Below are 19,946 nucleotides of genomic sequence, written 5' to 3'. Positions count from 1 at the left end.
GCCCGCGGTTAGCTTGCAGGCGACGGGTCATCTCGACTGCCCTCGCGTAACCACGCCAGATACGGCGCGTGCGCGGCCTCGATGGGCAGGGCAATGATTTCCGGCACGTCATAGGGATGTCGCGCGACGATGAGATGCTCGATGGCAGTGAACGCCTCGCGGGTCGCCTTGATGACCAGAAGCTCTTCTGATTCCGTCACCACGACACCTTTCCAGCGATAGGTGGATGCGATGCCAGGCACGCGGCTGACGCAGGCGGCGAGTCCCGCCTCCACCAGCTCACGGGCCAGGTCATTTGCCACGGTGGCATCGGGGCAGGCGGTAAGAATGACGATGGCGGAAGTCATGAGGTGCTCGGGTGGTCGGATCAGGAAATCTACCCCGATTTCACCCTTGCCCCTTGAACCCCATCGCAGCGCCGCCATCTGTCCTCCGTGGCAGGCTCTTTCGCAGTGCGGATTCCTGGCGCTAAAATTCTGGCACTCACCCTGGCCAAGTGCTAACAGGGTGGATATTTTTCTTTTTACATCAACCACATGGTGAAATAGTCATGAGCAAACTGCGCCCGCTGCACGATCGCGTCATCGTCAAGCGTCTGGAAGAAGAGCGTGTTTCCGCCGGTGGCATCGTCATCCCGGATAGCGCCACCGAGAAGCCCACCCGTGGCAAGGTCATCGCCGCAGGCACCGGCCTCATCCTGACCGACGGCAAGACCCGTCCGATGGCTTTGAAGGAAGGCGACATCGTCCTGTTCGGCAAGTACGCCGGCCAGGAAATCAAGATCGACGGCGAAGATCTGGTCTTCATGAAGGAAGACGACATCGTGGCGGTTATCGAAGGCTGAGCATCGCTCGCCGCGTAACCCCCGATTCAAAACCTCAACTATTTAAGGATTTATCCCATGGCAGCTAAAGAAGTCCGCTTCGGCGAAGATGTACGTGCCCGCATGCTCAAGGGTGTGAACACCCTTGCCAACGCTGTGAAGGTCACGCTGGGTCCGAAGGGCCGCAACGTGGTTCTGGAAAAGAGCTTCGGCGCCCCGACGGTGACCAAGGACGGCGTGTCCGTCGCCAAGGAAATCGAGCTGGCCGACAAGTACGAGAACATCGGCGCCCAGATCGTGAAGGAAGCCGCTTCCAAGACCTCCGACGTGGCCGGTGACGGCACCACGACCGCGACGGTTCTGGCGCAGGCGTTCATCCAGGAAGGCCTCAAGGCTGTTGCCGCCGGCATCAACCCGATGGACCTCAAGCGTGGTATCGACCAGGCTGTCGCCGCCGCTGTTGGCGAGCTGAAGCTGCTGTCGAACCCGACCGCTGACGACAAGGCCATCGCCCAGGTCGGCACGATCTCGGCCAACTCCGATGCCAACATCGGTGACATCATCGCCACCGCGATGAAGAAGGTCGGCAAGGAAGGTGTGATCACGGTTGAAGAGGGCTCGGGTCTCGAGAACGAACTCGACGTCGTTGAAGGCATGCAGTTCGACCGCGGCTACCTGTCGCCGTACTTCATCAACAACCAGCAGTCGCAGCAGGTTGAACTGGACGACCCGTTCATCCTCATCCACGACAAGAAGGTCTCGAACGTCCGTGAGCTGCTCCCGGTCCTCGAAGCCGTCGCCAAGGCTGGCAAGCCGCTGCTGATCGTTGCCGAGGAAGTCGAGGGCGAAGCCCTGGCCACCCTCGTCGTCAACACGATCCGTGGCATCGTCAAGGTCGCCGCCGTCAAGGCGCCGGGCTTCGGCGATCGTCGCAAGGCCATCCTGGAAGACATCGCCGTGCTGACCAACGGCACCGTGATCTCCGAGGAAGTGGGTCTGCAGCTTGAGAAGGCCACGATCACCGATCTGGGCCGCGCCAAGCGCGTCGTCATCACCAAGGAAAACACCACGATCATCGACGGTGCTGGCGAAGCTGAGCTCATCCAGTCGCGCATCGGCATGATCAAGGCGCAGATCGAAGAGACCACTTCGGACTACGACCGCGAGAAGCTGCAGGAGCGTGTTGCCAAGCTTGCTGGCGGCGTTGCTGTCATCAAGGTCGGTGCTGCCACCGAAGTTGAAATGAAGGAAAAGAAGGCCCGCGTTGAAGACGCCCTGCACGCCACGCGCGCAGCCGTCGAAGAAGGCGTGGTCCCGGGTGGTGGTGTTGCCCTGATCCGCGCGCTGAAGGCTGTTGAGAACCTGAAGGGTCAGAACACCGACCAGGATCTCGGCATCGCCATCACGCGTCGCGCTCTGGAAGCTCCGCTGCGCGCCATCGTTGCCAACGCCGGTGAAGAGCCGTCGGTCGTCCTGAACAAGGTGAAGGAAGGCTCGGGCAACTTCGGCTACAACGCCGCCAACGGCGAATACGGCGACATGGTTGCCTTCGGCATCCTGGATCCGACCAAGGTCACCCGTTCGGCCCTGCAGTTCGCTGCCTCGGTCGCCGGCTCGATCATCACGACCGAAGCGGCCGTGACGGAAGTGCCGAAGAAGGACGACGGTGCAGGCCACGGTGCTCCGGGTGGCATGGGCGGCATGGGCGGTATGGACTTCTAAGAAGTCTTTACAGCTTCGCTGTTCTGAGAGGGCCCCGCTTCGGCGGGGCCTTTTTTTGTGTCCTGGGAAAAGCGGGATCTTTCGCGCCCGGTCGCGGCACGCACTTCAGGCAAGACGCAGATCGCGTCATGGCCGGGTTGATCTTCCGCGAGCGAGCCGAACACAGGCTGGGAGCGATGCGCCGCCCAGCCTTTGCCGTTGTTACTGGTGCGCGCCAGCCGCAACCGGATGGTTCGGCTCTTCTTCGTGCTGCGTGGCCAGTGAGCCGGTGTCCGGGAGTGCGAACTGAGCCAGCAGCGGGTCGAGGTGATTCTTGAATCGGAGCAGGGCCACGTTGCTCATCGCCGTGTCGGTGGTTTTCTGCACGGAGTCTTCGTTTGCTTCCGGCGCATCCGGCGCGCGGGTGAGTGCGGCCAGTTGCGGGGCGAGAACCTGGGTCAGTGCGAAGTAGGCGTCATCGTGCACACCTGCGCGCTCAAGCACGAAGCCGGGAAGCATCCATGCGGCGAGATCCTGGCGCTCGGGTGCCGGGCCGTCGCCGTGGGCGTCGTAGAGGATCCAGGGCACCGTCTGCGTGAGCATGCCTTCGCCGTTGGCGAAGCCAGCCTTGTTGTAGGTATCCACGAGCGCCGGCAGGTGATCGCCGTAGAAAAGCAGCAGGGTCGGGCGCTCGCGCTTCTTCAGCAGATCGGCAAGGCGACCCAGTTCTGCGTCGGCATGACGCATGTGATAGATGTAGTTTTGCAGCTGCAGCTTCGCACTGCCGTCGATGCCTGCGGGCACCGGAATGGCATCGCGTTCGTTGGCGTCGATGTTGATGGTCTTGTCGTAAGGACCATGCGCTTCCATGCTGATGGCGAAGACGAGGCGCGGCTCACCGGCATCGGGGAGCTGAGCCATGATCTCGTCGGTCATGGCGCTGTCGGCCATGTATTCGCCGTCTTTCTTATAGTCTTTCGGGAAGTCGGGAAGCGAAACGAAGCGGTCGAAGCCGATCGACTTGAATGCGGATGTGCGATTCCAGAAACCCGCATCGTTGCCGTGCACCGCTACGGTTTCATAGCCGTGCGAGCGCAGCGCGCGCACCATGCCGGGCACGACCTTGTTGTGCATCTGCAGATACGGGAACTGCATGTCCGCGAAGTAGCGCAGCGACAATCCGGTCAGCACTTCAAATTCCGTGCGGATGGTGCCGCCGCCGAACGTGGGAACGTGCAGGGAGCCGTGACTGGACTCGGCGGCCAGGCGATGCAGGTTGGGAGCGAAGTCTTCGTGCTCGTATCCACGAATGATCGACGGATCGAAGAACGACTCGCTTTGAATGATGACGATGTCTGGTGTCTGTCGCGTGTTGGTGGCGGCCTGCTGCATATGGTTGCGCAGCATTTCGTCGGCATCGCCCAGGAACTGCATGGCGGCGGCGGGATCGGCCTTCGGCTTCTTGCCGGTATTTTGCAGGCGGAACTGCATGAGGGTGGTCACCACGCCGTTGTGGCCAGCGTTGGCAGCGGCAGACCACGGCTCCATGCCCAGGCGATTATGGTCATACATCCTGGACCACGCAGGAACGCCGGCGAGCAGCGTGCCAATGAGGCCGATGAGTGCGACAGCGGGAACCAGTCGGCGCCCCTGGGTACGACGCGCGAACAGCGGCGGCTCGAAGCGGGCGAGCAACACCACGATGGCAATGCCGGCGGCCATCAGCAGATACGGTGTGACCTGGTGCGGCAGGTAGCCAGCCAGAAGCGCGAAGCCGCCGTTCTTGAACTGGCCGACCATGCGGAAGTCGGCCGGCATCAGCGGACTGCCGAGGTTCTTCATCTTGATGGCGCTGACCGCCAGCACGACGCCCTGTGCGAAAAATGCCAGTCCGAAGGACAGGATCGCGCGACGGGTGAGCACCAGCAGCAGCGAGGCCAGCATCAGGCCAGGCAGGGCGTTGGCAATCAGGTGGCCCGGACGGTCGCTCCAGCGATCAGCCGCCACGCCCGGATTGCCATCCAGGAAGCCGGTATACAGAACGAACGCGACAGCCAGCAGCAGCGGCAGTGCCACGCGCCGGCCAAGGTCGGCCCAGGTCTTTGATTCGTAAGCCATAAGATCCCAACTCTCGCGGCTGATATGCGATGAACTCCAGAATGTAACGCAGCTGACATGAACCGGTTGTCAGGTGACGTTGAGATGACCGCCCGGCCATCCCCCATTCCCGCACGACTCCGGCACAATGGCGTCTTCATGAATACCGCCCCTGCCCAGCGTCGAGAGAGCGAGGAGTTGCGCGCCCTCATCGACAGTCGTTATGCCGACGTGATGGCTGCCTGCCGTGCTGCCCGCGTTCCTCTTCACGATGATGCGGGCGTGGCCGAGCGCATACGACGCACGTTGCTGGCCAGCGATTTCGCATTCGACGTACTCCGTCGTCAGCCGAAGTTGTTGGCACCCGATGGTCTGGAGCGATTGCGCACCGCAGGTGATGCGGGCACGCGAAGTGCCACGCTGGCGCTGTCTTCGGATGAAGCCGAATGCATGGCCACGCTGCGCCGCTTCCGTCATGCCGAGGCGCTGAGGCTGGTATTCCGCGACGTCAACGATCTGGACAACGTGGGTGAAACGCTTGCTTCCACCAGCGCGCTGTACGAGGCCTTGCTGGAGATGGCGCTGCGCTGGTCGCAACACGCGATGGCCGAGCGTTACGGCAAGGCGCGCAGCCCCGAAGGCGTGGAGCAGCGCATGGTGGTGCTGGGCTTTGGCAAGCTCGGCGGAAACGAACTGAATTTCTCTTCCGACATCGACCTTGTGCTGGCGTACGGCTCGGGCGGCCAGAGCGATGGCCCGCGTTCTCTCGACAACGGCGAGTACTTCATTCGCGAAGCGCGGCAGCTTGTGCGCCTGCTGGCGGAAACCACCGCCGAAGGCATCTGTGCGCGCGTGGACCTGCGCCTTCGTCCGTTTGGCAACGCGGGGCGCCTGGCGCTTCCGTTTGCTGCGATGGAGCAGTACTACCAGCGCGAAGGCCGCGACTGGGAACGTTATGCGTGGATCAAGGCACGGCCTGTCGCCGGTGATCGCACAGCAGGCCGCGAGTTGCAGGACATGCTCCGGCCATTCGTGTATCGCCGTTATCTCGATTACACCGCATTCGCCGGACTGCGCGAGATGAAGTCGCTGATCGACGCCGAGGTGGCGCGCAAGGATCTGGCGGGGAATCTCAAGCTGGGCCCTGGCGGCATTCGCGAGATCGAATTCATTGTGCAGCTGACGCAGATGATTCGCGGTGGACGTGATCCGGCGTTGCGCGTGCGCGGCCTGTTGCCTGCGTTGCAGGTTTGTGAGGCGCGCGGTCACATTCCTGCGTCGCGCGCAAAGTTGCTGCGCGAGGCGTATCTGTTCCTGCGTCGTCTGGAGAATCGTGTGCAGATGCTGCGCGACGCGCAGACGCACGACATTCCCGATGATGAGCTGAGTCGCGAGCGCATTGCGCTGGGTCTGGGCTACGACGGCTGGAAGCCGCTGGAGGCCGAACTTGCGCGTCATCGTGATGCGGTGTCGGAGGAGTTCGCTGCCGTGCTCATGCCGCAGGGTGGCAACGCCACTGGCGCGCCTGCGGCCGACGTGGAGCTCTGGGCCGCGGCGCATGATGAATCGTTGTCGGCAGGCACGATGGAGGCGTCGGGATTCGTGCCCGGTGAAGAGGTCGCTGATGTCTTGCGCAAGTTGCCCCGCGCCAGTTCGGTGCGCGCGATGTCTGCGCGTTCGGGCGAGCGTCTTGAGCGGCTTGTGCCGCAACTGATCGCTGCTGCCCGTGGCAGTGTGGCACCTGTGCCTTCGCTGTTGCGTCTGGTGCGCCTGGTGCAGGCTGTGGCGCGACGCTCGTCGTATCTCGCGCTTCTGGATGAGCAGCCCAATGCGCGGCGCCGTCTCGCGGCAGTGTTTGCAGACAGTGCCTTCCTCGCGGAACGCGTCATTGCGCAGCCGCTTCTGCTGGATGATGTACTTGATCCGCGCATTGATCAGATTCCGCTGCGTCGCGCAGATATCTCGGCTGAAATCGTGCGCGTGCTTGGCGCGCTGGACGAGCGCGATGCGGAGCGCGAACTGGAGCGCATCAATGAATTCCGTTCCAGCATCGCTTTCCGTCTTGGTCTCGCGTTCAACGATGGCCGCGCAGATGCCACGACGACGGCGCGCCGTCTGGCTGGCCTGGCTGAAGCCGTGGTCGCAGCGGTGGTGGGGCTGGCCACGCGTGAGCTGACGGCACAGCACGGACGCCTGCCCGGCGCCGGTACCGGCTTTGCGGTGCTCGGTTATGGCAGCCTGGGCGGCGAAGAGCTGGGTTTCGCTTCCGATCTGGACCTGGTATTCGTTTACGACGGCACGCGCTCGTCGGTGATGAGCGATGGCGCGCGTCCGGTGGACGGCAATCGCTGGTATCAGCGGCTGGCCCAGCGTGTGATGCACTGGCTCAGTGCGCCGACGCACGCGGGCCGTCTGTATGAAGTGGACACGCGTCTGCGGCCGGATGGCTCCAAGGGGTTGCTCGTGGCAAGCCTGGATGCCTTCGACGCATACCAGCGCAGCCGCGCGTGGACCTGGGAGCATCAGGCCTTGCTGCGCGCACGTCTGGTCGCGGGAGATGCCCGGCTCGGTGATGCGCTGGGCAAGGTGCGCCGCGAGGTGCTGGGCGCCGAGCGCGATCCGGCACGTGTCTACGCCGAGGTGGGCAGCATGCGTGCACGCTGGCGCCAGGAGCGCGACCGCTCCGATGCCACGCACCTGGACCTCAAGCAGGGCCACGGCGGCCTGCTCGATATCGAATTCGTCTTGCAGGGCATGGTGCTGGCGCACGCGGCGCGTTTTCCCGCGCTGCTGGATACCACGGCGAACGCGAGCCTCATCGACGCGTTGCGCGACGTCGGCCTGCTGACGGTGGAGCAGGCCGACACCCTGCATGTTGCGCATGCGGACCTCCTGCAGGTGGCCCTGACCTGCACGCTGGACCTGCGCTCGCGCGTGGCAGAGCGGACGCCGGCGCTGGATGCCCTGTGCGCCGGGGTGGAGAAGGTGGTCCTGGATCTCGGCTTTTCGTTCCGGGCGGCCCCGGAGACTGTCTGAACGTCGCAGCCGGGCGTATGCTGTGCGGCCGATCAGAATTGATGTGGCCATGACCCGACCCTTGCTGCTTATCGACACCGATCCCGGCGTGGATGACGCCCTTGCCATCCTCATGGCACACGCCCATGCGGACGTTGCCGCGCTTACCGTGGCTGCGGGCAATGTTGGCCTGGAACATACGGTACGCAATGCGCGCAAGCTGGTGGAGCTGCTGAATGTGGCAACGCCCGTACACCCGGGCTGCCCGTCGCCCCTGGTGCGCGCTCCGGAAGAAGATGCCGCCTTCGTGCATGGCACCGATGGCTTTGGCGACGTGGGTTATCCCGAGCCGCGCCCGCAGGCGAGTGCAGAGCACGCCGCGCTGGCGCTGATACGCATGACCCACGAGAAGCCGGGCGAACTCACCTTGGTGGCGCTGGGTCCGCTCACGAACCTGGCGCTTGCCGTTCGCCTCGACCCGTCGCTGCCGTCGCGCGTGAAGCGCCTGGTCATCATGGGTGGCGCGGTGACCGGTCACGGCAACACGGGCAAGATTCCCGCCGAATTCAACATCGGGTTCGATCCGGAAGCCGCGCACGTGGTGTTCGAGGCCTTCCCGATGTTTGACCTGGTGGATTGGGAGGCGACGGTTCGCCACGCCTTCCCGGACGAGGTGTATGAGTCCTGGTCCGCTCACGGCGACGAGCGCGCTACCTTCTTCCATGCCATTTTTGGCACGGCGCGCCTTTTCAACGCAGAGCACGAGCGTGCAGGTTTCATTGCGGCCGATGCCCTGGCGATGGCCGTTGCCGTCGACCCGTCCATCGTGACTCGTGCCGAAACCCGCCATGTCGCCATCGAGCTGGATGGCCGTCTCACCCGCGGCGCCACCGTCGTGGACTGGCACGGCCGGCTGGGTGGCAAGCCGAACGCCCGGATTGTGCTTGACGTGGATCAGGCCCGCTTCGGCGAGCTGATCGCCCAGGCCCTTGGCGTTCCGGCCTGACCCCTTATGTTGCAGAGGGTGGGCAGGCGGGCTACAATGCCGCTCTTTTCACCCCGCCTTTCTCAGAGTCTGACATGAAAGAAAACATTCATCCGAAGTACCTGCCGGTGGTCTTTCAGGACCTGTCCTCCGATTTCAGTTTCCTCACCCGTTCGACGATGTCGAGCAAGGAAACCGTCGAGTGGACGGACGGCAACGAATATCCGGTGATCAAGCTGGATATCACCAGCCACTCGCACCCGTTCTATACCGGTAAGCAGAAGACGCTGGACGTCGGCGGTCGCGTCGACAAGTTCCGTCAGCGCTACGCCAAGAAAGCCTGATACCCATCCCGCGCGCCTGCGGGGTGCGTGCAAGGATGACAACACGGGGCGAGCCATGCTCGCCCCGTGTTTTTTTGCGTCTGAGAATCGACTTATATCTAACGGTCGTTTGATTCCACGGTGTGCGATAATGGGCAGATTCGGTCGCCAGGGCGGCCGGTACGCCGCCTCTCCCCGGGCGACGTTTTTCCCTAAATCGCAATGGCCGGAGCCTCTACCCCAGGGTCCGGCGCAGACTGAAGGAGCTCGCCGTGTCCGACGCCAAAACCGTCAAATTGGTTGATGAATCCAACGCGACCCAGAGCGAATTGCCGCTCATCAGCGGAACGCTGGGTCCTGCGTGTGTAGATATCGGCACCCTTTACAAGGACACGGGTCACTTTACGTATGACCCGGGCTACGGAAGCACCGCCAGCACCAAGAGTGCCATCACCTACATCGACGGTGACAAGGGCGTGCTGCTTTATCGCGGCTACCCCATCGAGCAGCTGGCCGAGAAGTCGAACTTCCTCGAAACCTCCTACCTGCTGCTGAACGGCGAGCTGCCGAACAAGACGCAGTTCGAGGCATTCGAGCACGACATCACGCATCACACGATGATCCCGGAGTCGCTGACCTCGTTCCTCAACGGCTTCCACCGCAACGCGCACCCGATGGCCATGCTGGCCGGTTCCATCGCGTCGCTTTCGGCGTTCTACCACGACGAACTGAACGTGGACGACCCGGCTGACCGCAAGCTGGCTGCCATCCGCCTCATCGCCAAGATGCCGACGATTGCCGCCGCTATCCACCGTTACTCGGTGGATCGTCAGCAGCGCTATCCGCGCAACAACCTCGAATACGTCACGCGCTTCCTGCACATGATGTTCGAAGTGCCCAGCGAGCCGCTTGAACTGAACCCGGTGGCTGCCAAGGCGCTGGATCTGCTGTTCATCCTGCACGCCGACCACGAACAGAACGCATCGACCTCGACGGTTCGCCTCGTCGGTTCCACTGGTGCCAACCCGTACGCGTCCATCGCGGCTGGTATCACGGCACTTTGGGGTCCGGCTCATGGCGGCGCCAACGAAGCCGTGCTCAAGCAGCTTGAAGAAATTGGTTCGCCGGACAACGTCGAGACGGCCGTCAAGCGTGCGAAGGACAAGAACGACAGCTTCCGCCTGATGGGCTTTGGTCACCGCGTCTACAAGAACTTCGACCCGCGCGCCAAGATCATTCGCGAAATGTGCCACAAGGTGCTGAACGAGCTGGGCGTGAAGGATCCGCTCCTGGACGTCGCGCTGAAGCTGGAAGAAGCCGCGCTGAAGGACGAGTACTTCGTCGAGCGCAAGCTGTACCCGAACGTCGATTTCTACTCCGGCCTGATCTACAAGGCTCTGGGTATCCCGACCGAGATGTTCACGGTGATGTTCGCCATCGCCCGCACCTCCGGCTGGATCGCTCACTGGATCGAACAGCACGAAACCCCGGGATCGCGCATCGGTCGCCCGCGCCAGATCTACACCGGCGCAGACGTCCGCGATTACACGGCTGCCGACAAGCGCTAAGTGATTGCCTGAGAAAAGAAAAACCCCGCTCCGGCGGGGTTTTTTTGCGCCATGAACTGAGGTTTCCTGTCGCCCATCACCCCTCGTGCAATGGGCCGTCCCACCCATCGAGATACTTCGGCAGGTCATCGACGACGTCAATGATGCGGTTGCGGTAATACAGGTGCATGGTGGGCTGCATGTCGGCCGCCAGTACGCCATCCGTGCTTCTGGCCAGCAGGCTGTTCGGCACGATGCGCATGTTCAGCCGGTTCTCGCCAAACACGGTTTCACCACATGCCACGCAGAAGGTTTGCGCGAGTTGCTTCGTGGGGTGAGGGAAGCGCGTGGTCGCGCCTTCGGTGACGTTGACCTGCTGCTCCGGCCACGCTGTGGCGGACAACATGCTGGTGCCGTAGAAATCCCGGCACGATCCGCAATGGCAGTTGGCGCGCGCAACCGGTTCGCCGGTCAGTTCGATGCGGACGGCGCCGCAGAAGCAGTTGGCGGTGAGGGGAGTGCTCATACCTTCCTTGATGATTGCGTTTGTCTGGTTTCGGCGGGCACCCATCGCGAGCTTGCTCCCACGCGTTGCGTGGGTCAGCGGGCTTTGTTGAATTCGTTGAGGTCTTCGTCCGTCAGCAGGGATTGCACCATGGCGATGGTGGCGCGGCGCATGGGGCGTTCGTCGACGCGATCCAGGGGGGCCTGGCGCATGGCGTCAATGGGCAGCACCGTGATGTCGAAAGGGATGCCGTCCGCACCGAACAGAAGCACGGGGTGCTCGGTCTGCTCGGCGTTGGACCAACGCAGGCGGCGTGACTGAGTTTCCAGGGGAATGCCCTGCTCGCGGAGGAACAGCGTGACCGCTTCCGGGTCATCGCTGAATACGTGGAGGCACACGGCAGAGTGTTCGTCGGCAGTACCTTCGAGCACGGCGCCTACCAGTCGCGCGTCAAAGCCACGCATGAACCGCATGGCCTCGATGGCTGCCTCGCGCCGCAGGCGCAGGGCGTGGGGTTGGCTGTCGGCCTGGAAAAGGCGCTGGTGTTCGCGCAGCGCGTCTTCGATTTCGTTGTTCCGGGGCAGCGCCTGGGCATCGAGGATTCCCAGGCGCTCGGCGGCTTTCAGCTTGGCGTGGTGGAAATCCCGAATGCCATGTTCGCTCATGAGGCGGGCTGCCTCCTGGGCGACGAGGACGCGGTTTCGCTGAGTCCGGTCCTGCGCGTGAATACGATGATGCTCGCCTCTTGCCATGACTCACCCCCTTAACTGGTGTTTTTGGCAGGTCACGAAAGGCGCCCGATGTGGGCGCCTCGTGTCAGAAGATATCGTAGGCGTGTTGCTGCTGATCCTCTTCCTGTTTTTGTGCCGCCTGCTGACGCAGACGATCCACATCTTCAACCTTCATGATTTCAGACATGCCACCGGGCGAGGGCATGCCCGACGCTGCGTCGATCTGGATGGTGCTGATGCCCGGCGGCATCGACAGGGTGTGCGAAGGCTTGTCCTTCAGCACGGCGCCCATGTAATCCATCCAGATGGGCAGTGCCGCCTTCGCGCCGAACTCACCACGACCCAGCGAGGTGAAGTCGTCAAAGCCGACCCATACGGCTGCCGACACGTCGCTGTTGAAGCCGACGAACCAGGCATCGCGGTGGTCGTTGGTCGAGCCGGTTTTGCCGGCAAGGTCGTCGCGACCGAGTTCGCGCGCCGCGGAGCCCGTGCCGCGCTTGATCACGTCCAGCATCAGCGAGGTCACCAGGTAGTCGTTGCGGACGTCGATGACGTGCGGTGCCAGGCGCGGTGCGCGCGTGGCATCCGCGTGCGCATCAGCGGGAAGCACGGCATCGCCCGTATCGCTGCCTGACGCGGTGCCCGCTACAGCGGGACGCGCAGCCGCAGCCGGCAGGGTGGCTGCGGGCGGCGGGCCAGCGGGAGCGGGATTCAGCAGGCGCTCCTGGCAATCGGCGCAGGCGCGTTCCGGATTGGCCAGATACACCGGCTTGCCGTCGCGGTCGTCAATTTCAGAAATGAAGTACGGCGTCACGAGGTATCCGCCATTGGCGAACACGGCATAACCACGGGCCATGCTCATGGGCGATACCGAGGCCGTGCCCAGAGCCAGTGAGAGGTTCTGCGGCAACGCATCGGGCGTGAAGCCGAAGCGCTGCATGTACTCGCGGGCGTAGCGCAGGCCAATGGCATCCAGCAGACGCACCGAGACCAGGTTTTTCGACTTCACCAGTGCCTCGCGCAGACGCATCGGGCCGTCGAACTTGTTGTCGTCGTTGGCCGGGGTCCACTGGCCATCGGGGCGCGACGGGTCCGGGAACACGACGGGCGCGTCGTTGACGATGGATGCCGGAGTGAAGCCGCGATCAAACGCCGCCGAATACAGGAACGGCTTGAAGCTGGAACCCGGCTGGCGTGCGGCCATCACCGCGCGGTTGAATTTGCTGCGCACGAAACTGAAGCCGCCGACCAGCGCACGTACCGCGCCGTCTTCGGGGTCCAGCGCCACCAGCGCGGCCTGCACGGCAGGGATCTGGGTGAGTTCCCACTCACCCTTCTCGCCACGCGAGAGGCGGATGATGTCGCCACGATGCAGCACTGAGTCCACCCCCTTCGGGGCGGCGCCGGCGCGAGCTTCGTTGACGTAGGGGCGCGCCCAGGCCACGGTTTCCAGGTCGAGCGTGACCGATTCACGGGCCGACAGGTACACCTTCGCCTCCTTCGGGCCGGTCTCCACCACGATGCCGGGCATCATGCCCGCGATGCTCGTGTAGCTGGCGAGAACGCGGTCGAAGTCTTCCGGGCCGGCCGTGGCAGGCAGTTCCTCATGGCCTTCCGGGCCACGGTAGCCGTGGCGGCGGTCGTAAGAGGCGAGGCGATTGCGCAGGGCCTCATTGGCGGCCTGCTGGCTGTCGCTGGGGACGGTCGTCTTGACCACGTAGCCTTCGGTGAGCGCGTCGTTGCCCAGTTTCTCAAGCACCTGCTGGCGCGCCATTTCGGCCAGATACGGCGCATCCACTTCGATCTGCTGCTCGTGCGGATAGGCGTCGTTGGCCTCGCTGATGGCCTCGTCGTACTCCGCCTTCGTGATGAATCGGTTGGACAGCATCTGGCCCAGGACGTAGTCACGGCGCGCGAGCATGCGCTTGGGGTTGTTCAGCGGGTTGACGACCGAGGGCAGCTGGAAGGTGCCGGCGAGGGTGGCGCTCTCGGCTACGGTCAGCTGGTCCAGCGTCTTGCCGTAGTAGTAAGACGCTGCGGCTGCCAGGCCGTAGGAGCGGTGGCCCAGGAACATCTTGTTGATGTAGAGCTCCAGGATCTGATCCTTGGTCAGCTCGTTTTCCATCCGCAGGGCGATGAAGACCTCGGTGAGCTTGCGCGAGTACAGCTTCTCGGGGCTCAGGAAGAAGTTTCGTGCCACCTGCTGGGTGATCGTGGAGCCGCCGGGGCCCTTGTCGCCACCGGACAGCACGACATGGATGCCGGCGCGGGCGATGCCATGCCAATCCACACCCGGATGGCTATAAAAATCAGCATCTTCGGCAGACAAAACGGCATTTTTGAGCCGTGCCGGCACGTCGGCGATGCGCACGGGGATGCGTCGGGTCTCGCCGAAAGATGCAATGAGTCGGCCGTCGGAGCTCAGGACGCGCAGCGGAACCTGCATATGGTAGTCGCGCAGAACCGCCACGGAGGGCAGGCGGGGGGCGATCAGCCAGTAGGCAACGCCCACGGCACCGACCACCAGCAAGACGCCCACGAGGGCCAGAATCAGCGCAATGCGCAGCAAACGCTTGAGAATTCGCATGGATGCGGAATCGGGTCTTTGACCGGAATGGAATCAGCCAGAGTATAGGGCACGCGCCGGTCCCGGGCGGGGGAGGGGACTTTCCGTCAGTTGTTAAGGGCCGTCGCTAACCCAGTGACTCAACTTGTGATTCAGTTCCTGAAAGGGGTCGTGCAAGCCGTTGCTAAACCGTTAAGTTTTAGATCTAATGCCTTCGCGCCGAAGACTCACATTCCGACAAGGCGCGGGGAAGGGGGACAACGTGGGGCTCTTTACACCCAAAGCGGCGCCGTTGATCGGCGTCGACATAAGTTCGACTGCCGTAAAACTGCTGCAGCTGAGTCAGACAGGCGGGCGCTATCGCGTCGAACACTACGCCGTTGAACCGTTGCCGCCGAATGCGGTTGTGGAAAAAAACATCGTCGAGGTCGAGGCAGTTGGCGAAGCTATTCGCCGTGCCTTGGCCCGATCCGGGGCCAAACTCAAGCACGCGGCGGCTGCCGTGGCTGGCTCCGCAGTCATCACCCGCGTCATTCCCATGTCTGCCGACCTGTCCGAGGATGATCTCGAAGGGCAGATTCAGGTGGAAGCTAACCAGTACATTCCCTACCCGATCGAGGAAGTAAGCCTCGATTTCGAGGTTTTGGGGCCGGTTCGCGACAACCCGGAAATGAACAACATTCTTCTGGCCGCTTCGCGGACGGAAAACGTGGACATGCGCATTGCCGCACTCGATCTGGGTGGCCTGACGGCCCGGGTGATCGACGTGGAGGCCTTCGCCATGGAAAACGCCTTTGGCATGGTGGCCGACCAGCTCTCGGTACCCCGTGACGCCCTGGTCGCTGTCGTGGACATCGGCGCGACCATGACGACCCTCGCGGTCCTGAAGAACCAGCGCACCATCTACTCGCGTGAACAGGTCTTCGGCGGCAAGCAGCTGACTGACGAGATCATGCGGCGTTATGGCCTCTCCTACGAGGAAGCCGGCCGGGCCAAGCGCAAGGGCGGCCTGCCGGAGTCCTACGAGATCGAGGCGCTGGAGCCGTTCAAGGAATCGCTCGTCCAGCAGGTCAGCCGTCTCCTGCAGTTCTTCTTCGCCGGCAGCGAGTACAGCCGCGTCGACCAGGTGGTACTGGCCGGTGGCTGCGCCTCCATCGAAGGCATCGGTGAACTGCTGGAACAGCAGCTGGGCATCCCTTGCATCGTGGCCAACCCGCTCGCACGCATGGCGCTTTCCAGCCGCGTGCAGGCGCAGACGCTCGCGCAGGACGCTCCCGCCTTGATGATCGCGGTAGGCCTGGCCATGAGGAGTTTCGACTGATGGCACGGATCAACCTGCTGCCGTGGCGTGCGGAGCGCCGCAAACAGCGCGAACGCGAGTTCTATATCCAGCTGGGTATGGCGTTCGCGGCCGCGCTGGTGGTGCTGATCGGCTGGAATCTCTGGATGACGGCCCGAATCGACAACCAGAATGACCGCAACAGTTATCTGACCAGCGAAATCGCCCAGCTGGACGTGCGGCTTGCCAAGATCAAGGACCTTGAAAAGGTTCGCGACGGCCTGCTGCAGCGCAAGCAGATCATTGAACAGCTTCAGGCCAACCGTTCGCAGATGGTCCATCTGTTCGACGAAATGGTGAAGACGATTCCGGGCAGCGCGCGCCTGACGGCCATGAAGCAGTCCGGTGATGCCCTGTCGCTTGATGGTGTGTCGCAGTCCAACACCAGCGTTGCCGACTACATGCGCAACGTCGAGACCAGTCCCTGGATGGGTCACGTCGATCTGCGCAAGACGGAAAACATGCACGATGCGTCGCGCATGCCGTATGTCTTCGGTCTGGATGTCCGCCTGCGCAAGCCGGCTGATTCCAGCGAGGCGACCGACACGCCCGCATCCGGAAATGCAGCTGTTGCACCGGCTGGCGCGTCAACCACGGCCACTGTTCCCACGGCGCTTTCCGGCCCCGTGGCTGACATGACCAAGGCGGCAGCAGCACCGACCGCCGTGACCGCGCCTGCCGGCGCAGCCCCGGCCGCCACATTGCCTGCGGCTACGCCCGTCAATGCACCGGCCGCGCCGCGTCCCACTCCTGCCACGACGGTCGGAGGCAAGCCATGAAGTTCCTGGATGATCTGCGCAATCTTGATCGGCACAACGTCGGCGCGTGGCCGAAGTCGGTCAAGGCCTTTTTCACCGGCTTGCTCTTCGTTGTCGTGATCGGCATCGGCTGGTATTTCGTCATCAGCAACCAGCAGGACGACCTCGCCCGCGTTGAAGGGCAGGAGGACGTGCTCAAGTCCGATTTCTCGCTCAAGCAGGCCAAGGCCGCCAATCTCGAAGCGCTTGAGCAGCAGCTGGCCGAAATGAAGGACATGCTGCGCACGCTCCTGCGTCAGTTGCCCAGCCGTACGGAAATGCCCGAACTGCTGGTCGACGTGTCGCAGACGGCGCTTGCGGCCGGCATCGAAGTGGAGCTGTTCCAGCCCGGCCCGGAAACGCCGAAAGACTTCTACGCTGAAAAGCCGATCACGCTGCGCATGGTGGGTACGTACCACCAGTTCGGCACGTTCATCAGTGGCGTGGCCTCGCTGCCGCGCGTGGTGATTCTCACGCTGCACGACGTGTCGTTGAGCCCGAAGATTACGAACGCCAAGGGTGGTGACCCTGTTCCGGGCGGCATGCTGATACTCCAGGGTACGGTCAAGACGTATCGCTATCTCGAAGACGATGAGGCTGCCGAAGCAGGCAAATCGGCAACGTCAGCCAAGGGGGGCAAGCCGTGATGAGCGTCAAGCATGCGGTGTTCCGTCCCTTGCTGCTGGTTGGCCTCAGCGCGCTTGCGCTGGCCGGCTGCACCCGCGGACAGTCGGACCTGCGCGACTGGGTCGCGCACGAAAAGAACAAGAAAGGCCAGCCCATCCCGCCGTTGCCGGTGATCCGTACGTTTGAAACCTTCGCTTACCAGGACCAGAACGAGCGTGACCCGTTCAGTCCGAGCTCGGCGGAAATGCAGACGTCCGGTTCCACCAACGGTCCCCGTCCGGACGAGAACCGTCCCAAGCAGCCGCTTGAGATGTTCTCGCTGGACAGCCTGAAAATGGTGGGCACGGTGGGTGCCGGCAGTTCAATGGAAGCGTTGGTCAAAGATCCGGGCGGGGTGATTCACCGCGTCCATCGCAACGAATACGTGGGCCAGAGCTATGGACGTATCACCACCGTCGCCGAGGATCGAATCGACCTCGTCGAACTGGTGCCCAACGGCACCGGCGGCTGGATGGAACGGCAGGCAAGCATTGCGGTCGGTGAAAAATGAACTCGGGGATGACGCACATGACCACCAATAAGAATCATCTGCCGGGTAGCGTGCGACGCGAACTGCGTCGCTGGATTCTCGGCCTGGCCCTCACCTGTTCGGCTGGCCTGTCCAGTGTGGCTGCGGCAGCGACCGCGCTGCAGAATGTGACTTACGACTCGCAGCCTGGCGGCCGCGTGGAGCTGAAGCTCACCTTCGGCGGCCCGGCACCGCAGCCCAGCGTCTTCACCACCAGCAACCCGCCGCGCATCGCCATTGATCTGGCCGACACGACCAACTCGTTCTCCACCCGTCACCTCGACGTGGGCAAGGGCGCGACGTCGGGCATTTCGGTGATTTCGGCGGGCGGCAAGACGCGCGTTGTGATCGAACTGTTCCGTGAGTCGGCCTACAAGACCCGCATTGATGGCAACAACCTGTATGTGACCGTCAACAACGGCCCGACCGGCGCCACCACAACGACGGCCGTGGTTTCCGATCCGACCAAGTCACTGCCCTCGGGCACGGGCGCGCCGATCTCCAACATCGACTTCCGTCGTGGTCCCAACGGCGAAGGCCGTGTGCTGGTCACGCTGGGCAGCACCGCAGCTTCCCCGGAAATGCATCGCGACGGCGATCATGTGATCGTGAGCCTCGGCGGTGCCAGTGTTCCGGCCAAGCTTGCACAGCGCCTGGACGTGCTTGATTTCGCCACGCCGGTCCAGTCCATCGACACCAAGGCGAATGGCCGTATGGACATCCGCACCAAGGGCGATGTCGATGTGTCGGCATACCAGAGCGGTGGCGATTACGTGGTGGAAGTTGCGCCGAAGAAGGTAGCTCCCGTTACTGGCAAGAATGCCAAGACACAGGAACAGACCTTCAGCGGCAGCCGCGTCACCTTCAACTTCCAGGACATTCCGGTTCGTTCGGCGCTGCAGCTGATTGCCGACATCTCCGGCCTGAACCTTGTGGCTTCCGACAGCGTGGGCGGCAGTGTCACCCTGCGCCTGGTCAATGTGCCCTGGGATCAGGCGCTGGACGTCGTGCTCCGTGCGAAGGGCCTGGACAAGCGCCGCAGTGGCAACGTCATCTGGATCGCGCCGCAGACCGAGCTGGCCAGCTACGAGCAGAGCCTTGCCGATGCCCGCGAGAAAGCCGAGAACTCGGCTGAACTCATCTCCGACTACATTCCCGTCAGCTACGGCAAGGCATCCGATATCGCCAAGCTGCTGACCCAGGGTGCGCTGCAGTCTGGCGGCGGTGGCGGTTCCTCGGGCACCGGTTCGCGTGGTTTCCTCTCGGCCCGCGGCAGCGTCTCGTTCGACGAGCGCACCAACACGCTGCTGGTCAATGACACGCCGGACAAGATCCGTGATCTGCGCGAACTCATCGGCACGCTGGATCGTCCGGTACAGCAGGTGCTGATCGAATCGCGCATTGTTGTGGCCACCGACAGCTTCACCCGTCAGCTGGGTGTGCGTTGGGGCGTCCAGGCAACCCAGACCAACTCCAGCGGCCAGATTATCGGCACGTCGCCGAACCTGAGCGGCGGTACGAACGGTACGGGTACGGCGGGACTGGTCACGGGGCTGCACAACAGCAACGTTGCCTACAATCAGGCCCTGAATCAGGCGGCGGCGGATCGTGCGGCAGCCATCGCGGCCGGTACGGCACCCTCCACGACCATCCCAGTCCCCGGTTCGGTCGAACTGCCCGGTGGCTACAACGTCAATCTGCCTGTTTCCAATCCGGCAGGCAGCATCGGCCTGGCCGTGCTGGGCGCCAACTATCTGGTCGATCTGGAGCTCTCCGCCGCGCAGTCCGAAGGTCGTGGCGAAGTGATCTCCAGCCCGCGCGTCATTACCGCCAACCAGCAGGAAGCGGTGATCAAGCAGGGTCAGCAGATCGGTTATGTGACCTACCAGGCCAGCTCCAGCGGCGGCGGTGCGCAGAACGCCACGGTCCAGTTCAAGGACGCCGTGCTCGAACTGCGCGTGACCCCGACGATCACGGCCGACAGCCGCGTGTATCTGAAGATCAACGTGAAGAAGGACGCGCTGGCAGCCATGGTCCCCGCGCCGGGTGGTGGCTCGGTACCGCAGATCGACACGCGTGAAATCAACACCTCGGTGCTCGTCGACAACGGTCAGACCGTGGTCCTCGGCGGTATCTACGAAATCACCAAGTCCAATGCCACCGACAAGGTGCCGGGTCTGGGTGATATCCCGGGTATCGGCGTCCTGTTCCGCCGTACGAACCGGACCAACAACAAGGCCGAACTGCTGATCTTCGTCACGCCGCGCATCCTCAGCGAAACGCTGCAGTAAGACCGGAGTTCCGCAGTCAGATGAAGGGCGA

Annotated in this window: 16 protein-coding genes; 11 read left to right on the top strand and 5 right to left on the bottom strand. The window is 63.3% G+C overall.

Going from position 1 to position 19,946, the window contains the following annotated elements:
• Positions 1-8: 8 nt before the first annotated feature.
• Positions 9-347 carry a divalent-cation tolerance protein CutA gene (gene cutA, locus FHW69_RS03525; RefSeq protein ID WP_183421622.1) on the bottom strand — a complete coding sequence of 113 codons (339 nt, stop codon included), beginning with the start codon at positions 345-347 and terminating at the stop codon, positions 9-11.
• A 203-nt stretch (positions 348-550) separates the two neighbouring features.
• Between cutA and FHW69_RS03520 the strand changes: the two genes are divergently transcribed.
• Both FHW69_RS03520 and groL read left to right on the top strand, forming a co-directional pair.
• Entirely contained in the window at positions 551-844 is a 294-nt protein-coding gene (locus tag FHW69_RS03520; RefSeq protein WP_183421621.1) for a co-chaperone GroES, read from the top strand.
• Between the two features lie 57 nt (positions 845-901).
• Positions 902-2,545, top strand: a complete 1,644-nt coding sequence (groL, locus tag FHW69_RS03515; protein WP_183421620.1) for a chaperonin GroEL — start codon at positions 902-904, stop codon at positions 2,543-2,545.
• Between the two features lie 201 nt (positions 2,546-2,746).
• Here groL and FHW69_RS03510 read toward each other — a convergent pair whose 3' ends face one another.
• The gene (locus tag FHW69_RS03510) at positions 2,747-4,642 is read right to left on the bottom strand and encodes an LTA synthase family protein (RefSeq protein WP_183421619.1); all 1,896 of its coding nucleotides are present in this window, start codon (positions 4,640-4,642) and stop codon (positions 2,747-2,749) included.
• Between the two features lie 138 nt (positions 4,643-4,780).
• Between FHW69_RS03510 and glnE the strand changes: the two genes are divergently transcribed.
• The 4 genes from glnE (at position 4,781) to FHW69_RS03490 (ending at position 10,512) form a co-directional block, all read left to right on the top strand.
• Entirely contained in the window at positions 4,781-7,657 is a 2,877-nt protein-coding gene (glnE, locus tag FHW69_RS03505; RefSeq protein WP_183421618.1) for a bifunctional [glutamate--ammonia ligase]-adenylyl-L-tyrosine phosphorylase/[glutamate--ammonia-ligase] adenylyltransferase, read from the top strand.
• 49 nt (positions 7,658-7,706) lie between these two features.
• On the top strand, positions 7,707-8,642 hold the full coding sequence (locus FHW69_RS03500; RefSeq protein ID WP_183421617.1) for a nucleoside hydrolase: 936 nt from the start codon (positions 7,707-7,709) through the stop codon (positions 8,640-8,642).
• Between the two features lie 74 nt (positions 8,643-8,716).
• Positions 8,717-8,965, top strand: coding sequence for a type B 50S ribosomal protein L31 (locus tag FHW69_RS03495; RefSeq protein WP_183421616.1), 249 nt, complete (start codon positions 8,717-8,719; stop codon positions 8,963-8,965).
• A 251-nt stretch (positions 8,966-9,216) separates the two neighbouring features.
• Positions 9,217-10,512: a citrate synthase gene (locus FHW69_RS03490; RefSeq protein ID WP_183421615.1), complete on the top strand. Its 1,296-nt coding sequence runs from the start codon at positions 9,217-9,219 to the stop codon at positions 10,510-10,512.
• A 76-nt stretch (positions 10,513-10,588) separates the two neighbouring features.
• Here FHW69_RS03490 and FHW69_RS03485 read toward each other — a convergent pair whose 3' ends face one another.
• The 3 genes from FHW69_RS03485 to FHW69_RS03475 all read right to left on the bottom strand — a co-directional run bounded on the left by FHW69_RS03485 (position 10,589) and on the right by FHW69_RS03475 (position 14,314).
• Positions 10,589-11,017, bottom strand: coding sequence for a GFA family protein (locus FHW69_RS03485; RefSeq protein ID WP_183421614.1), 429 nt, complete (start codon positions 11,015-11,017; stop codon positions 10,589-10,591).
• A 74-nt stretch (positions 11,018-11,091) separates the two neighbouring features.
• Entirely contained in the window at positions 11,092-11,748 is a 657-nt protein-coding gene (locus FHW69_RS03480) for a hypothetical protein (protein ID WP_183421613.1), read from the bottom strand.
• A 64-nt stretch (positions 11,749-11,812) separates the two neighbouring features.
• A complete protein-coding gene (locus FHW69_RS03475; RefSeq protein WP_183421612.1) occupies positions 11,813-14,314 on the bottom strand; it encodes a penicillin-binding protein 1A in 2,502 nt (833 codons plus the stop codon).
• Positions 14,315-14,555: 241 nt separating this feature from the next.
• Here FHW69_RS03475 and FHW69_RS03470 point away from each other — a divergent pair, with 241 nt between their 5' ends.
• Genes FHW69_RS03470 through FHW69_RS03450 form a run of 5 tightly spaced genes read left to right on the top strand, consistent with a single transcriptional unit; the run spans position 14,556 to position 19,915 of the window.
• Positions 14,556-15,614 (top strand): pilus assembly protein PilM, encoded by a 1,059-nt coding sequence (locus tag FHW69_RS03470; protein ID WP_183421611.1) that lies wholly within the window; start codon positions 14,556-14,558, stop codon positions 15,612-15,614.
• A complete protein-coding gene (locus tag FHW69_RS03465; RefSeq protein ID WP_183421610.1) occupies positions 15,614-16,411 on the top strand; it encodes a PilN domain-containing protein in 798 nt (265 codons plus the stop codon). Before FHW69_RS03470 ends, FHW69_RS03465 begins: the two co-directional genes overlap by 1 nt.
• Positions 16,408-17,076 (top strand): type 4a pilus biogenesis protein PilO, encoded by a 669-nt coding sequence (gene pilO / locus FHW69_RS03460; RefSeq protein ID WP_183421609.1) that lies wholly within the window; start codon positions 16,408-16,410, stop codon positions 17,074-17,076. Before FHW69_RS03465 ends, pilO begins: the two co-directional genes overlap by 4 nt.
• Positions 17,076-17,606 (top strand): pilus assembly protein PilP, encoded by a 531-nt coding sequence (locus FHW69_RS03455; protein WP_183421608.1) that lies wholly within the window; start codon positions 17,076-17,078, stop codon positions 17,604-17,606. Before pilO ends, FHW69_RS03455 begins: the two co-directional genes overlap by 1 nt.
• Positions 17,607-17,623: 17 nt before the next feature.
• Positions 17,624-19,915 carry a type IV pilus secretin PilQ gene (locus FHW69_RS03450; protein ID WP_183421607.1) on the top strand — a complete coding sequence of 764 codons (2,292 nt, stop codon included), beginning with the start codon at positions 17,624-17,626 and terminating at the stop codon, positions 19,913-19,915.
• The last annotated feature ends 31 nt before the right edge of the window (positions 19,916-19,946 follow it).

The sequence above is a fragment of the Luteibacter sp. Sphag1AF genome (assembly GCF_014192715.1).
Lineage (GTDB): Bacteria > Pseudomonadota > Gammaproteobacteria > Xanthomonadales > Rhodanobacteraceae > Luteibacter.
This window is presented reverse-complemented; position numbering and strand designations above follow the sequence as displayed.